This window comes from Methylobacterium sp. 77 (genome assembly GCF_000372825.1).
Lineage (GTDB): Bacteria > Pseudomonadota > Alphaproteobacteria > Rhizobiales > Beijerinckiaceae > Methylobacterium.
In genome coordinates, this window is the sequence record NZ_KB910516.1 from 1,202,371 (window position 1) to 1,217,074 (window position 14,704).

At 66.6% G+C, this 14,704-nt stretch carries 18 protein-coding genes; 10 read left to right on the forward strand and 8 right to left on the reverse strand.

The window, feature by feature from the left end; translation table 11 throughout:
* The first annotated feature begins 82 nt into the window (after positions 1-82).
* From pqqA to folK, 9 genes are all read left to right on the forward strand, one after another.
* A complete protein-coding gene (pqqA, locus tag A3OK_RS22380; protein ID WP_018043604.1) occupies positions 83-172 on the forward strand; it encodes a pyrroloquinoline quinone precursor peptide PqqA in 90 nt (29 codons plus the stop codon).
* A 44-nt stretch (positions 173-216) separates the two neighbouring features.
* Positions 217-1,116 (forward strand): pyrroloquinoline quinone biosynthesis protein PqqB, encoded by a 900-nt coding sequence (pqqB, locus tag A3OK_RS0105620; protein ID WP_019903961.1) that lies wholly within the window; start codon positions 217-219, stop codon positions 1,114-1,116.
* 187 nt (positions 1,117-1,303) lie between these two features.
* Positions 1,304-2,380, forward strand: coding sequence for a pyrroloquinoline-quinone synthase PqqC (gene pqqC, locus A3OK_RS0105625; protein ID WP_019903962.1), 1,077 nt, complete (start codon positions 1,304-1,306; stop codon positions 2,378-2,380).
* On the forward strand, positions 2,377-3,534 hold the full coding sequence (gene pqqE / locus A3OK_RS0105630) for a pyrroloquinoline quinone biosynthesis protein PqqE (protein WP_019903963.1): 1,158 nt from the start codon (positions 2,377-2,379) through the stop codon (positions 3,532-3,534). The genes pqqC and pqqE overlap by 4 nt, the downstream gene beginning before the upstream one ends.
* The gene (locus A3OK_RS0105635) at positions 3,531-4,259 is read left to right on the forward strand and encodes a hypothetical protein (RefSeq protein WP_019903964.1); all 729 of its coding nucleotides are present in this window, start codon (positions 3,531-3,533) and stop codon (positions 4,257-4,259) included. Before pqqE ends, A3OK_RS0105635 begins: the two co-directional genes overlap by 4 nt.
* 67 nt (positions 4,260-4,326) lie before the next feature.
* Positions 4,327-4,623: a hypothetical protein gene (locus tag A3OK_RS0105640; RefSeq protein ID WP_245259414.1), complete on the forward strand. Its 297-nt coding sequence runs from the start codon at positions 4,327-4,329 to the stop codon at positions 4,621-4,623.
* Positions 4,624-4,766: 143 nt separating this feature from the next.
* A complete protein-coding gene (gene folP, locus A3OK_RS0105645) occupies positions 4,767-5,618 on the forward strand; it encodes a dihydropteroate synthase (protein WP_019903966.1) in 852 nt (283 codons plus the stop codon).
* Positions 5,615-5,992 carry a dihydroneopterin aldolase gene (gene folB, locus A3OK_RS0105650; RefSeq protein WP_019903967.1) on the forward strand — a complete coding sequence of 126 codons (378 nt, stop codon included), beginning with the start codon at positions 5,615-5,617 and terminating at the stop codon, positions 5,990-5,992. The genes folP and folB overlap by 4 nt, the downstream gene beginning before the upstream one ends.
* Positions 5,989-6,462: a 2-amino-4-hydroxy-6-hydroxymethyldihydropteridine diphosphokinase gene (folK, locus tag A3OK_RS0105655; RefSeq protein WP_019903968.1), complete on the forward strand. Its 474-nt coding sequence runs from the start codon at positions 5,989-5,991 to the stop codon at positions 6,460-6,462. Before folB ends, folK begins: the two co-directional genes overlap by 4 nt.
* A gap of 10 nt (positions 6,463-6,472) precedes the next feature.
* On the opposite strand, the gene A3OK_RS0105660 is transcribed toward folK, so the two are convergent.
* The 7 genes from A3OK_RS0105660 to A3OK_RS0105690 form a co-directional block, all read right to left on the reverse strand.
* The gene (locus A3OK_RS0105660) at positions 6,473-7,018 is read right to left on the reverse strand and encodes a L,D-transpeptidase family protein (RefSeq protein ID WP_019903969.1); all 546 of its coding nucleotides are present in this window, start codon (positions 7,016-7,018) and stop codon (positions 6,473-6,475) included.
* Positions 7,019-7,053: 35 nt separating this feature from the next.
* Positions 7,054-7,908 (reverse strand): rare earth element methanol dehydrogenase accessory protein XoxJ, encoded by an 855-nt coding sequence (xoxJ, locus tag A3OK_RS0105665; protein ID WP_019903970.1) that lies wholly within the window; start codon positions 7,906-7,908, stop codon positions 7,054-7,056.
* Positions 7,908-8,516: a c-type cytochrome, methanol metabolism-related gene (locus A3OK_RS0105670; RefSeq protein ID WP_026596971.1), complete on the reverse strand. Its 609-nt coding sequence runs from the start codon at positions 8,514-8,516 to the stop codon at positions 7,908-7,910. The genes xoxJ and A3OK_RS0105670 overlap by 1 nt, the downstream gene beginning before the upstream one ends.
* 135 nt (positions 8,517-8,651) lie before the next feature.
* Positions 8,652-10,454 carry a lanthanide-dependent methanol dehydrogenase XoxF1 gene (xoxF1, locus tag A3OK_RS0105675; protein WP_019903972.1) on the reverse strand — a complete coding sequence of 601 codons (1,803 nt, stop codon included), beginning with the start codon at positions 10,452-10,454 and terminating at the stop codon, positions 8,652-8,654.
* 702 nt (positions 10,455-11,156) lie between these two features.
* The gene (locus A3OK_RS0105680) at positions 11,157-11,906 is read right to left on the reverse strand and encodes an ATP-binding cassette domain-containing protein (protein ID WP_019903973.1); all 750 of its coding nucleotides are present in this window, start codon (positions 11,904-11,906) and stop codon (positions 11,157-11,159) included.
* On the reverse strand, positions 11,887-12,624 hold the full coding sequence (locus tag A3OK_RS0105685) for an ABC transporter permease subunit (RefSeq protein WP_026596972.1): 738 nt from the start codon (positions 12,622-12,624) through the stop codon (positions 11,887-11,889). The genes A3OK_RS0105680 and A3OK_RS0105685 overlap by 20 nt, the downstream gene beginning before the upstream one ends.
* A gap of 58 nt (positions 12,625-12,682) precedes the next feature.
* Complete coding sequence (locus A3OK_RS0105690) at positions 12,683-13,687, reverse strand: ABC transporter substrate-binding protein (protein ID WP_026596973.1); 1,005 nt, start codon at positions 13,685-13,687, stop codon at positions 12,683-12,685.
* A 280-nt stretch (positions 13,688-13,967) separates the two neighbouring features.
* On the opposite strand from A3OK_RS0105690, the gene A3OK_RS0105695 reads away from it, so the two are divergent.
* Positions 13,968-14,345, forward strand: coding sequence for a 4a-hydroxytetrahydrobiopterin dehydratase (locus A3OK_RS0105695; RefSeq protein WP_019903976.1), 378 nt, complete (start codon positions 13,968-13,970; stop codon positions 14,343-14,345).
* A 3-nt stretch (positions 14,346-14,348) separates the two neighbouring features.
* Here the strand turns inward: A3OK_RS0105695 and A3OK_RS0105700 are convergent, their stop codons facing one another.
* Positions 14,349-14,570: a hypothetical protein gene (locus tag A3OK_RS0105700; protein ID WP_019903977.1), complete on the reverse strand. Its 222-nt coding sequence runs from the start codon at positions 14,568-14,570 to the stop codon at positions 14,349-14,351.
* Between the last annotated feature and the right edge of the window lie 134 nt (positions 14,571-14,704).

Below are 14,704 nucleotides of genomic sequence, written 5' to 3' on the forward strand. Positions count from 1 at the left end.
CTGCGCCGTCAGTGTCTTAGGATCTTCTTAAAACGTGATCCGGATGCTGCTGACGTTCAAGAAACCTTCTAGGAGAAACACCATGACCTGGGCTGCCCCCGTCGTTTCCGAGATCTGTGTCGGCATGGAAGTCACCAGCTACGAGTCGGCTGAGATCGATACCTTCAACTGAGGTGTCGTGTCGTACTTGAGGATCGAGGCAGCGCCGGTTCAGCCATGCATGTCGTGATTCTCGGTTCGGCCGCGGGCGGCGGCCTTCCCCAGTGGAACTGCCGCTGCCCCATCTGCTCCCTCGCCCGCGAGGATTCGTCCCGCGTGCGTCCGCGGACCCAGTCGAGCATCGCCGTGTCGCCCGATGGCGAACGCTGGCTCCTGGTGAACGCGTCGCCTGACATCCGGCAGCAACTCTTCGACAATCCGGCGATGCATCCGCGCGAGGGCCTGCGCCATTCGCCGATCCACGCCGTTCTCCTCACCAACGGCGATGTCGACCACGTGGCCGGGCTGCTGACCCTGCGCGAGGGCCAGCCCTACACGCTCTACGCCACATCCGGCATCCTCGATTCGGTCAACGCCAACCGGGTCTTCGACGTGATGGCGGCCGACGTGGTCACGCGCGAGAAGATCGCCCTGGACCGCGCCTTCGAGCCAGTGCCGGGCCTGACGGTCACGCTGTTCGCGGTGCCGGGCAAGGTGCCGCTTTGGCTCGAGGACGAGACCATGGAGATCGGCGCCGAGACCGAGACCACGGTCGGCGCGATGATCGAGGCGGGCGGGCATCGCCTCGCCTACATTCCCGGCTGCGCCCGCGTGACCGACGGGCTGAAGCAGCGCATCGCGGGCGTCGATGCGCTTCTGTTCGACGGGACCGTGCTGCTCGACGACGACATGATCCGCGCCGGGGTCGGCGTGAAGACCGGATGGCGGATGGGCCACGTGCCGATGACCGGCGAGGGCGGATCGATCGCGGCGCTCGCCGACGTGGAGATCGGCCGCCGGGTCTTCGTCCACATCAACAACACCAACCCGGTGCTGGTGGAGGATTCCGCCGAACGGCGACAGGTGGAAGCCGAGGGCTGGACCGTCGCCCATGACGGGTTGGCCCTGGCACTGTAGACCGACGTCCCGGATACGGCATCCGCGTGGATGCCGAAGGCCCGGGTCCGGCTGGCATTTTAATGCTGCCGGCTTATATTGTGCCCAATGCGATTGCGCGATTCCTGTCCGTAGCCTTCACGGGGATCGTCGCCATCTATAAGAAAAGTTCCAGCCGCCGCCCTTCGCCGAAATGCCGAGCCACGCCATGACCGCGCCTTTCCCGACGCCCAAGTCCGACGAGTCCCAGCGCCTGCTCAGCCCCGACGAGCTCGAGGCGGCGCTTCGCGACATCGGCGCGCGGCGCTACCACAACCTGCATCCGTTCCACCGCCTGCTGCATGACGGCAAGCTGAACAAGGATCAGGTCCGGGCCTGGGCGCTCAACCGCTACTATTACCAGGCGATGATCCCGGTGAAGGACGCCGCCGTCCTCGCCCGGATGGAGGACGCCTCCCTGCGCCGCGTCTGGCGCCAGCGCATCGTCGACCATGACGGCGACGCGCCCGGCGACGGCGGCATCGAGCGCTGGCTCAAGCTCGCCGAAGGCGTCGGCTTCCGCCGCGACTACGTGGAATCGACGCAGGGCATCCTGTCGGCGACGCGCTTCTCGGTGGATGCCTACGTCCATTTCGTGAAGGAGCGCTCGCTGCTCGAGGCCATCGCCTCCTCGCTCACCGAGATGTTCTCGCCGACCATCATCTCCGAGCGCGTGGCCGGGATGCTGAAGAACTACGACTTCATCACCAAGGACACGCTGGCCTATTTCGAGAAGCGCCTGACCCAGGCGCCGCGCGATGCGGAATTCGCCATCGATTACGTCAAGCAGCACGCCACCACGCCGGAGCTGCAGCGCCAGGCCATGGCCGCGCTGACCTTCAAATGCACCGTGCTCTGGACGCAGCTCGACGCCCTCTACTTCTCCTACGTCGCACCGGGCATGACCCCGCCGGATGCCTGGACGCCCGGAACCGGCCTCGTCGCCGAGGTGGCGCAGGCCGCCGGCACCGGCACGATCCGATCGGGCGACGTGCCCCGCCTGCCCCGCGGCGTACGCCTGCGCCACGACGAGGTTCGCGGCCAGCACGTGCTGCTGGCGCCCGAGCGCACCTTCGACCTCGATGCCAACGCCGTGGCGGTCCTGTCGCTGGTGGACGGATCGCGCAGCGTGCGCGACATCGCGGTGACACTCGCGGAGACCTTCGCAGCCGACCCGGACGTGATCGAGGCCGACGTCCTGGCGATGCTCAACGACCTCGCCACGAAACGGGTTCTGGAGCGATGAACGCCATCACGCCGAATACCCCCTCCCTGCCGGCTCCGGTCGGGCTCCTCGCCGAGCTGACCCATCGCTGCCCCCTGCGCTGTCCCTATTGCTCGAACCCGCTCGAACTCGACCGGCGCTCGGGCGAACTCGACACGGCAACGTGGCAGCGCGTGCTGACGGAGGCGGCGGGTCTCGGCGTGCTGCATGTCCACCTCTCCGGCGGCGAGCCGACAGCGCGCAACGACATCGTCGAGATCACGAAGACCTGCGCGGATCTCGGCCTGTACTCGAACCTCATCACCTCCGGGGTCGGCGGCGCGTTGCAGAAGCTCGACGCGCTCTACGATGCCGGGCTCGACCACGTGCAGCTCTCGGTCCAGGGCGTCGATGCGGCCAATGCCGAGAAGATCGGCGGGCTGAAGAACGCACAGCCGCAGAAACTGGCCTTCGCCGAGCGGGTGACGCAGCTCGGCCTGCCGCTGACCCTCAATTCGGTGATCCATCGCGGCAACATTCACGAGGTCGAGGGCTTCATCGATCTCGCGGTGAAGCTCGGCGCCAAGCGCCTTGAGGTCGCCCACACCCAGTATTACGGCTGGGCCTACGTGAACCGCGCCGCGCTGATGCCGGACAAGGCCCAGGTCGACCACTCGATCAGGATCGTCGAGGCGGCGCGCGAGCGGCTGAAGGGCCAGCTCGTCATCGATCTCGTCGTGCCGGATTACTACGCGAAATACCCCAAGGCCTGCGCCGGCGGCTGGGGACGCAAGCTGATGAACGTCACCCCGGCCGGCAAGGTCCTGCCCTGCCACGCCGCCGAGACCATCAAGCATCTCGAATTCTGGTACGTCGCCGACCATTCGCTGGCCGACATCTGGGCGAATTCTCCAGCCTTCACCGCCTATCGCGGGACGGACTGGATGAAGGAGCCCTGCCGCTCCTGCGACCGGCGCGAGAAGGATTGGGGCGGCTGCCGCTGCCAGGCCCTGGCCCTCGCCGGCGATGCCGCCGCCACCGACCCGGCCTGCTCGCTCTCCCCGCTCCATGCGAAGGTACGGGATCTGGCCAAGGAAGAAGCGGCCGAGTCGCCGCCCGACTATGTCTACCGGACGATCGGCAGCAACGTGGACCGCGTCGCGCCGCCGCCCCTGAAAGAGGATGCTCCCCTGTGAAGCCCGTTCACGTCGCGTTCGCCCTGTCGCTCGCCGGCTCGTCTCTCGCCGGCCTGCCCGCCCTGGCGCAGGGCACGCCCCCGGCCGATGCCCCCGCCGTCACCAAGGCCAACACGGCCACGCCGCCCAATGCCTCGGACCTGCTGTTCGAGGAGCCGCAGATGAAGAACGTGGCGCCGGGCTCGACCCTGACCTATTCCTATCTGCGCCGGAGCGGCATCTCCAAGGGTCCGTTCGGCCCGACCATGGACGACCAGATCAAGCTCACGATCGAGCCGGGCGCGGCGCCGGAGAAGCGCAACATCCGCGTGCAGATGTTCTCGGGCGCCAACCGTTTCCCCGCCGGCCCGTTCGAGGATATGCCCGGCAACCCGGTGATGACGCTCTTCCTCGAGCACCATCTCATCGATCTCGCCAAGGTGCTCTCGGCCAACCCGCGCTACATCAAGAACGGCATCCGCAAGGCCCTGCGCGACAACGCGACGGTGACCGCCACGACGGCGACCGTGAAGGGCCAGACGGTGGATGCCTGGCGCGTGGAGGTGCAGCCCTTCCTCGACGACAAGATGAAGGACCGCATGCGCGGCCTCGAGAACCTGAAATACACCTTCGTGACATCGCCCGCCGTGCCCGGCGAACTGCTCTCCATCGAGGCGCAGTCGAAGAACGCGGAAGGCGGCGAGCTTCTCCAGGAGAACCTGAACTATGATCCGAACGCTGGCTAAAGGCGGCCTCGTCGCCCTCACCCTGGTCTCCGCCTTCAATCTGGGCCTGGCTGCCCCGGCCTCGGCCATGGAGAGCGAGAACGACTACCCCACCGAGGCGCGGGCGGATTACATCTTCGGCTGCATGGCGGCCAACGGGCAGTCGCGGGAATCGCTCTCGCGCTGCTCCTGCTCCGTCGATGCCCTCGCCTCGATCCTGACATACGACAAATACGTCCAGGCGAGCACCGTCCTGTCCATGCGCCAGGGCATCGGCGCCCGCTCGAACGAGTTCAAATCGACCAAGGTGTTCGACGACAAGGTCGCCGACCTTCGCCGTGCGCAGGCCGAGGCCGAGATCCGCTGCTATCGCGGCGGTGTGTGAACGGCGGCATCGATCGAGGCCGGCTTTTTCCCTGAGGTGCGAAAGCGGAGCGACAGCCCCGTCGCGACACCTCAGGACGAGGTTGATGAAACGGATCTCATCGGCCTACAGCATCGCGATCATTCCTTCGTCGAAGAGACCCCGTGCCGTCCTCCCCCCCGATCCTGAAAACCCTCCTGCCCGGAATCGGGCAGCGCGTGCTCGTGATGGGCATCCTCAACGTCACCCCGGATTCCTTCTCGGATGGGGGGCGTTTCGAGGGCGTCGAGGCCGCCCTGTCGCAAGGCCATGCCCTCGTGGCGGAGGGGGCCGCCCTCGTCGATATCGGCGGGGAATCGACGCGGCCCGGCCATTCTCCGGTGACGGCCGAGGAGGAACAGCGCCGCATCCTCCCCGTCATCCGCGATCTCGCGCCACGCCTCGCCGTCCCGATCTCGGTGGACACCTACAAGGCCGCCACCGCCGATGTGGCGCTGAAGGCGGGTGCCCGCATCGTCAACGACGTCTGGGGCCTGCAGCGCGAGCCCGACATCGCCAGCGTGGCCGCCGCCCACGGCGCGCCGGTCATGGTGATGCATAACCGCGAGGTCATCGACCCCGCCATCGACATCGTCGCCGACATGCTGCGCTTCTTCGAGCGCTCCCTCGACATCGCCCGCCGCGCCGGCATCCCGGACGGGGACATCGTCCTCGATCCGGGAATCGGCTTCGGCAAAAGCTGGGCCCAGCATCTCGAAGCCCTGCGGCGTCTGCCGGAACTCAAGGCGCTCGGCTTTCCCATCCTCGTCGGCGTCTCGCGAAAATCGATGCTCGGGCGCCTGCACGATGCCGAGACGCGGCCGGTGGATCGGCTGTACGGCTCGCTCTCGAGCCATGTCCTCGCCGCGACTTTGGGGGCCGACATCGTCCGCGTCCACGACGTGGCGCCCCATGTGGACGCCCTTCGCGTGGTCGATGCCGTGATGCGGACAGATTCGAGACCGATCCCATCATGACCGACCGCATCCTCGTCGAGCGCATCGCCGTCTTCGCCTATCACGGGCTCCTCGAGGAGGAAGCGCGGATCGGCCAGCGCTTCTACATCTCCCTCGATTGCCGGACCGACCTGCGCCCCGCCGGCCTGTCGGACGACATGGCCAGAACGGTGAGCTATGCCGACCTCACCGAGATCGCGGTGCGCATCGCCACCACCCGGCGCTTCGCCCTGATCGAAGCCCTGGCCGAGGCCATCGCGGCCGAGATCCTCGACCGGTTCGAGGGCGTGGACAGCGTCGTCGTGCGCGTCGACAAGCCGAGCGCCCCCGTGCCGGCAGTCATCGACGGCGTCGCCATCTCGATCCTGCGCAGCCGTACCGGAGCCTCGCGATGACGACGGCTTATCTCGGTCTCGGCAGCAATATCGGCGACAAGGCCGCGACCATCGCCGAGGCTATCCGGCGGATCGCGGCGAGTCCCGGCATCCGGCTCACGGCCCGGTCGAGCGACTATCGCACGCCGCCCTGGGGCGATACCGACCAGGATTGGTTCCTCAACGCGGCGGTCGCCGTCGATACCGACCTGACGCCGCACGACCTGCTGGAGACCGGCCTGTCCATCGAGACCGCCATGGGCCGGGTGCGCGAGCGGCGCTGGGGGCCGCGCGTCATCGACATCGACGTGCTCTCCTACGAAGGCGCGGCGATTTCCGACGAGCGCCTCGTCCTGCCGCACCGTTTCGTGCGCGAGCGCGCCTTCGTCCTGGTTCCCCTGGCCGAGATCGCACCGGACCTGGTGATCGGGCCGGAGACCGTGACGCAGGCGCTGTCGAAGCTTGATACGGCCGGCATCGTCCGGGACTGACGTCGGCCCCTCAGGGGCGAAGCTCCACCGGGGTGCCCACATCGACCCGCGCGTAGATGTCGTCCATCTCGCCATTGGCGACACCGACGCAGCCGCTGGTCCAGTCCCTCAGCCGGTGCAGGGTGCCGAGCCAGGAGAAGCCGTTCATGATCCCGTGGATCATGATGTCGCCGCCCGGCTCGTAGCCGCCGTCGCGGGCCGATCGCGCGTCGGCCTCGTTCGGGTAGGACACTTTCAGGGAGAGATGGGCCACGCTGAGAGGGTTGCGGTAGGCGATGGCGTAGAGCCCCTCCGGCGTGCGCCCGTCCCCTTCCCGCTGCTTGTGGCCGATGGGGGAGAACCCGAGGGAGACCGGATAGGTCGCCAATACGCGCCCCTCGCGCAGCAGGGTCAGGCGCCGGGCGGATTTCTCCACGAGGACGCGGTCGGCCCGCTCGGTCTCGGCGACGAGATCGGGGGCGACGCGGCCGATCTGGGCGCGATCGACGGCGACGATGCCGATCGCGGCGGCTGCGAAGAGGGCCGCGACGATGAGACCGATCCGTCGTCGCCCCATCGCCCTCTCCGCTCGTCCCCGACTCGCCGTCACGCCTAACGCGCCGACGGCTCCAGCAGCGTATTGCCCTCGTCCTCGAGCAGCGGGACGTCGAAATCCCGGAGGACCTTCTCGATATCGGCCTTGCGCTTGCGCAGGATCGTATTGAGGCTGCGCTTCCAGTCGTTCTCCTCCATCCGCACGCCGAGCGCGATGCGGAAGGTGAGCGGGGGACGGTCAGGCTCCTGCAACAGCGGCACGACGCTCATCGGCACGCCGCTCTGCTTGGCGAGCCAGCCGGCGGCGGGTCCCCACAGGATCGCGGCGTCGATGCGCTTCTCGGCGAGATCCGCGATGATTTCGGCCGAGACGGTCTGGTGCTTGCGCGCCGGATCGAGCTGGTAGGGCGCGTAGGCCTTCATCGTGCTGACGAGGCCGACCTCCCCCATCCGGTTCACCGGGGGCGTGCCGCCGATGACGCCGATCGCCTTGCCCTTGAGCCTGGGATCGTCGATCCGGGTCACGCCGTCGAACTCGCCCTGCCGGGTGACCAGCGTATAAGCCGAGCGGTAATAGGGGTTCGAGTGCTGGACGAGGTCGCCGCCGGCGGCCGAGCCGATGATGATGTCGCACAGACCGGTGCCGAGGGTGTTGCGGACGAAGCCGGGCCCTTGGGTCAGCCAGTAATAGCGGACCTTGACCTTCAGCTCATCGGCGATGATCGCGGCGATCTTGTTCTCGAACCCGTCTTCCTTGCGCTCGGAGAACGGCATGTTGCCGGGATCTCCGCAGACGCGCAGGACGTCCGTGGTGACGAGATCGGGGAGCGATTGCGACAAAGCGGGGCGCGCCCCTGCCGAGATCAGCAGGAGCGCGCACAGCGTCGTGGTGAAGGAACCGGAGCGAGCCATCAGCCGCCCAGGCATTCCTTCTCGGACTTCTTGGCCCCTTCGGGCTTCTCTTCCTTGTCGGTCGGGCGCACGCGCGGCATCGCACCGGAGGCACGGGCCTTCAGATAGGTGTAGAGATCGTCGGCGTAGCACATGACGTTCTTGTTATCGCCGAAGGCGGGCATCACGTTGGTGCCGCTCGAGCTGATGTCCTGCTTGCCGCCGGCGATGATGCCGATGAACTCCTCGTAGGAGATGCGCTTGAGCGAGTCCTTGAGAGCGGGCGCGTAGGTCGATCCCATGGCGTCGGGGCCGTGGCAGACGTGGCATTCGGCGTGATAGCGGCGGTAGCCGGAATAGGCATACCAGTCGAACTTCTTCCCGTCATTGGTGATGTGGTAGGTCGGGGCGCCATCCTTGTCGAAATACTTGCCGTCTTCGACCTTCACCGCCTGATACTTGTCGATCAGCTTGGCGTCCTTTTCAGGAGCATTCGGGTCGAGCTGATTGGCCACTGCAGGATCGGCAGCAGGCTTGGCGTCTTCCGCCCGGACGGCAACGGTGGAGGCAAGGGCCAAGACGAGGGCGGCCACAAGCGGACGGATGGCGGCTTTGCTTTCGTACTGCAACGACGTTTCTCCCTGGAGCGATCGTCGACCTCATGCGGGCAACGGTCGAAGTGTTCTTAATAACGATCTAATCATAAAGATGCCGGCGCGGAAACCCGCGCCGGCACCCTAACTACCTAGGCTTCGTGCGACCGATTAGTTCGGCAGAGCGAAGACGGTCAGCTGACCACCGAGGTTGGTGTAGTTCGAGAGGGCAGCGTAACCACCCACCGCGCCGAGACCGGCGTTCGGGTCGGTCAGGCCGGCCGCGAGGCCGATGCCGGCCCAGCCACCGACACCCGACAGGATGCCGACGAACTGCTTGCCCTTGTGGCTGTAGGTCATCACGTTACCGATGATGCCCGACGGGGTCTTGAACTTGTAGAGTTCCTTACCCGACTTGGCATCGACAGCCTTCAGGTAGCCCTCGAGGGTACCGTAGAAGACCACGTCACCGGCGGTGGCGAGAGCGCCCGACCAGACCGAGAACTGCTCGGCGTTCGACCACTTGATCTTACCTGCGACGCCGTCCCAAGCGATGAAGTTACCCATGCCGCCATGGCTGTTCGGAGCGGGGTACATCGCGAGGGTCGCACCGACGTAGGGCTGACCCGGGGTGTAGGACACCCGGAACGGCTCGTAGTCCATGCAGACGTGGTTGGTGGGCACGTAGAACAGGTTGGTCTTCGGCGAGAACGCAGCAGGCTGCTGGTCCTTGGTGCCGAGGGCCGCGGGGCAGATACCCTTGGAGTTGGTATCTTCACCGTTCTGCTCGGTGGAGTACTTGGCCTGGACCAGCGGGCGACCGTAGTTCTTGGAGCCCTTGTCCATGTCGACCTTGGAGGCCCAGTTCACCACCGGATCGAACTTCTCGGCGACCAGGAGCTCGCCGGTGGCGCGATCGAGGGTGTAGCCGAAGCCGTTACGGTCGAAGTGGGTGAGGAGCGGACGATCCTTGCCGTCAACCTTCTGATCCGTGAGGATCATCTCGTTGATGCCGTCGTAATCCCACTCGTCGTGCGGGGTCATCTGGTAGACCCACTTGGCCGCACCCGTGTCGGGGTTACGCGCCCAGATGGTCATCGACCACTTGTTGTCGCCCGGACGCTGCTTGGGGTTCCAGGTCGAGGGGTTGCCCGAACCGTAATACATCAGGTCGAGCTTGGGATCGTAGGAGAACCAGCCCCAGGTGCAGCCGCCGCCCGTCTTCCACTGATCGCCTTCCCAGGTCTTCAGCGAGGAGTCCTTGCCGACCGGCTTGCCGAGAGACGTCGTCTTCTCGCCATCCATGATCATCTGCTCGTCGGTGCCGATGGAGTAGCCGCGCCACACCTTCTTGCCCGACTTGGCGTCGTAGGCGGTGACGTGGCACTGCACGCCGAACTCGCCGCCCGAGATGCCGACGATGATCTTGTCCTTCACCGGAAGAACCGTCGCGGTGTTGGTCTCGCCCTTCTTGGGGTCGCCGTTCACCACGGACCAGTTCACCTTGCCCGACTTCGCGTCGAGCGAGACGACGGTCGTGTCGGCCTGGTGCAGGATGATCGCGCCGTCGGCATAGGCCAGGCCACGGTTCACCGTGTCACAGCACATCACCGGGATCACCGACGGGTCCTGCTTGGGCTCGTACTTCCAGACGATCACGCCGTCCTTGTCGAGGTCGAGGGCGTAGACGATGTTCGGGAAGGGGGTGTGGACGTACATCATGTTGCCGACGACGAGAGGCGAACCCTCGTGGCCGCGAAGAACGCCCGTCGAGAACGTCCAGGCAACCTGCAGCTGCTTCACGTTGCTGGCGTTGATCTGGTCGAGCTTCGAATAGCGCGTGTTGGCGTAGTCGACCGTCTGAAGAACCTGCTGGGCCGGATCGGCCGTGCGCTTCAGGACGTCGTCATTGGCGAAGGCGGGGGCCGAAGCCACCAGACCAGCGCCGAGTGCGAGAAGATGGACCGCTCTCATGCATTCCTCCGACAAGTCTTTACACAGCTGGAAAGCAGTATGACCTGCGCCCTTTGTGCGACCTGTTGTTTGCGACAGGGATAGATCACTTCGATAGGGTCTCGTCGGCAGTTGTTCTCGCGATATTCTCGCCCAAACCACCGCCTCCTATCCCGGTCGCCGCTACCCCTTTGCGGCGCCCCTCGGAACCGAAGCTTGAATGAACTCTAAGAAAAATCGCGGCTGCGTCAACTCGATTGAGCAGGCTTGAGACCGGGGTCCATCAAGTCCTGGTGAACGAATGTCTTCGCCGGCCCATTTCGTTAGCGGTCGCACATAGAAATGTTGCGCTGCAAAATTCAAAATTCCGAAGACAAAAGCTTTTGGAACTCTCAAGCCTTTCTATGCGCGCCACGCATGCGAGCGCCTTGATATGCCAGACCCTCTACGAATAGGCAGGCGACGTTCGAAAGAACGATCAATCCGTCCGGTTCAGCGACAAATTGGAGCCGCCCAACACAGCATTATAATGCAATCTTGCATCATAAGTATTACGCCGTCGGAACGGGCCGGCGGCTTCGATTGGGCACGATTCGATCAAGCGCTGCGTTGTCTCGCCGCACGGCTACGCAGTGGTCCGCTGTCGGAACATGGGCCTCGTACCCATGTGCATAATGTCGCGTCCGCGAAATTATGCCCTTTGCCGCTGCCGGAGGGGGCTTTTCAGGCGGCGATCACGCCCGGAAAGCGATTCGCGAGATCCTTTCGGGTCGCCTCGGCCCAGGCCCGGTCTCGTCCCCCCCTCGGCCGGTCGAGCGCAACATCGGCGAGCAGGCTCGCCGGACGCGCCGAGACGAGCAGCAGACGATCCGCGATCTCGATGGCCTCGGCGACGTTGTGGGTCACCATGAGCACGCCCATCCCCTCGCGTCCCACGGCCTCCACCACGATCTCTCGCAGGGCGGCGGCGGCGGTGTCGTCGAGGGAAACGAAGGGCTCGTCGAGGACGAGGATGCGGGGGCGAAGGGCGAGCGCGCGGGCCAGGGCCACGCGACGCGCCATGCCTAGGGAGAGCTTGCCCGGGTAGCGGCCGCGCCACGGCGTCAGCCCGAGGGACTCGAACAGGGCGTCGAGGTCGCGCCCCCGCTCGGGGCGGGGCAGGCCGAGACGGACATTCTGCTCGACCGTGCGCCAGGGCAGGAGGCGAGGCTCCTGGAAGACCATGGCGATCCCGGCCTCGCCCGGATCCGGCGAGACCGTACCGTCAAAGGCGGCGTCGAGTCCCAGCAGGATGCGCAGGGTGGTGGTCTTGCCGGCGCCCGAAGGGCCGATGAGGCAGGCGATCTCCGAGCGGCGGACGGCGAAGGAGAGGTCGCGCACCGCCTCCACCGGCTCCGGGCCGCCGGCCCCGTAGACCTTGCTGCGGATGGAGACGGACAATGCGTCGGTCATCTCAGCGCCAGCGTCGGACATGGGCTTCGAGACGCTGGAGGATCAGGATGTCGATGGCGATCATCACACTCATGAAGACGACGCTGTAGCCGATGATGGCCGCGACGTTCAGGCTCTGGACGAAGTAGAAGTTGATGGCGAACCCGACGCCGTTCGGCCGTCCGAGCAGCTCGATCACCAGCACGATCTTCCAGGCCAGCGAGAGGCCGGACCGGGCCGCGGCCACCACGAAGGGTTGGAGCTGCGGCACCAGCACGTGGGCGATCCAGGTGCGGCGGTCGAACCGGTAGGTGCGCGCCATCTCTTCCAGGCCCGGATCGAGGCCGCGCGCGCCCTCGCGCACGATCACCGCCACGTTGGGCAGCTTGTTGAGCACCACCGCCAGCACCGCGGCCCCTTCGTTGAGGCCGACCCAGATGTAGGCCAGCACCGTGATGACGAGGGCGGGCGTGTTGAGCAGGATGAGGAGCGGCGTGTCGAGGGCGAGGTTCAGGCCCTTCAGCCGCCCCAGCGCGATGCCGAGCAGCACGCCGAGTCCCATGGCGATGAAGAAGGACACGCCCACCCGCGTGAGGGTGATGCCGACATTGCGCCAGAGGTCGCCGCTGGCGGATTCGCTGACGATGAAGTCGAGGATCGCCAGCGGGGCCGGCAGCAGCCGCGATCCCGCCAGGCCCGCCGCCACCTGCCAGGCCGCCAGCAGCAGCAGCACGGAGACGAGCCGGGTCGCCAATCCCATGGCGTTGGAGCCGCGCCGGATCACCGGTCGCCGTGCCGATGGGAGACGCGGGCGAGGCTCAACCGTTTCCGGCCCCGTCGAAATACAGGCCGGCGGGCAGAGTCGTTCCCACTCCCACCAGGCGCTCGCCGCCGAGCTTGGCCAGCACGCCGAACAGGCGCTCGCCGTCTCCGCGTTCCGTGGCGATCGCCCGGCGCGGGATGCCGGCGAGGAAATCGCGCTTCAGGGCGTCGAAGGTCGCCTCGTCCTCGGCCGACATCAGCGGCCGCACCACGTCCCAGGCTGTGGGGTCGGTGGCGAGCAGCTCCTTGGCGGTCCGCGAGGCACGGGCGAAGCCGGCGATCGCCTCGGCCTTGCCCGAGACCGTGCTGCCCTCGAACAGGTAGCCGAGGAGGGCGATGGAGCCGGTGGCCCCGAAGGCCCGCATGATGTCGTCGGAGCCGATGAGGCGGCGGAAGCCCTTGGGCTCGAGCCGGGCGCAGTAGGTCCAGTAGAGCAAGGCGGCGTCGAGCTCGCCCTGTTCCAGCTTGAGCGCCAGGAGCGGCGGCGCGCCGTAGGCGATCTGGGCCTGCGATTCGAGATCGATCCCGGCGGCATCCTTGGCCTGGGCCTTGAGCAGGAGCCAGTTCTTGTCGAGGGGGCCGCCGGCGATGCCGAGGCGCTTGCCGACGAGATCCTTGAGGCCGCCGATGGCGCTGCCGGGCGGCACCATCAGTGAGCCTTCGGTGGTGGAATAGGGGATGAATCGCATCGCCCTGCCCTCGTTGCCGAGGCGCGCCGCCCAGATCAGGTCGCCGAGGATGGTATCGACCTGACCGCCGAGGAAGGCGATCCGCGCGGCATCGTTGCCGGCGAGCTTGACCACGTCGAGGGTGAAGCCGTTGGCGGTGTCGAGGCCGCGCGCCTTGATGACGGCCGCCTCCCAGGACACGGTGCCGAAGGGCAGGCTGCCGACGCGCACGGTCGCCGCTGCGGCCGCGGCCGGCACGACCGCGCCGGCCATGACCGTACCCGCCATCGGCCAGAGCGCCGCCGTCGCGAGCAATCCGCGCCGTGACAGCATGAGCATCGTCTCCCTGGGACCGGATATGGGGCCGGATCGAGCCGCTTTCCGGCCCCATGGCTGGGACCGTTCGGCCATTATTCTTATTTCATAGGGTCTCCCATCCCTGCCGTCCACCGATCGCCCCTGCGGTCCAGTGCCCGCCGGGCGCGGATTCACGCGACGACGGGAAACCTGCCCGCGCGATCTTGCCCGGACCCGCCGCTCGGGGCAGGGTCCGATGCAGGGGCGCCCCATATCGCCACCACGACATCATCACCATTGAACGGGAGTGCAGGCCATGGCCGGATCGCGCGAAGACGTCATCGACGACGCCACCATCGCGGAGCGCCTGGCCGCCGAGCTGCCGGCCTGGACCTACGAGGGGGGCTGGATCCGGCGGACCTACAAGACGGCGAGCTGGAAGAGCACGCTGATGGTCATCAACACGGTGGGCCACCTCGCGGAAGCCGCCTGGCACCATCCGGACCTCACCGCCTCCTATGCCTGGGTCGAGGTGCGGCTGATGAACCACGCCGCCAAGGGCATCACCGACAAGGATTTCGCGCTGGCCAGGAAGATCGAGGAGGTCGTCGGCTGGCAGCCGGGCACGGAAGGGCAGGGCCTCGAAGGCACGCCCACAGACGCGCGCTTCGCCTACATCAAATACGACAAGTAGGAATCACTGCGGCTCCTTCACCCTCCGGCACTCGGTCTTGAGATAGGCGGTCTTGCCGATCTCCTCGCTCAGATCGGTGCGGGAGATGATCTCCTGCCAGCCGTTGGTGCAGCCGAGCTCGTTCGAGACGCGGACCTTGCGCACCTCGCTCGCCTTGTCGTCCGAGCAGGATTCGATCGGGATCGCGTTGGCGCAGACGAGCACGACGGCGATGAAGGTGTTCATGAAGGGCTCCAATGCGAGGCGGGGCCGCGCCCCTCGGCCCTTACGTAGGGCGGAGGCGTTCGGTTTCGCGGGAGCGCTTCCGTCTCGTGCGCGAAAACGGCCCTGTTTCACGGACGGCGGCGGAGCCTCGCTTC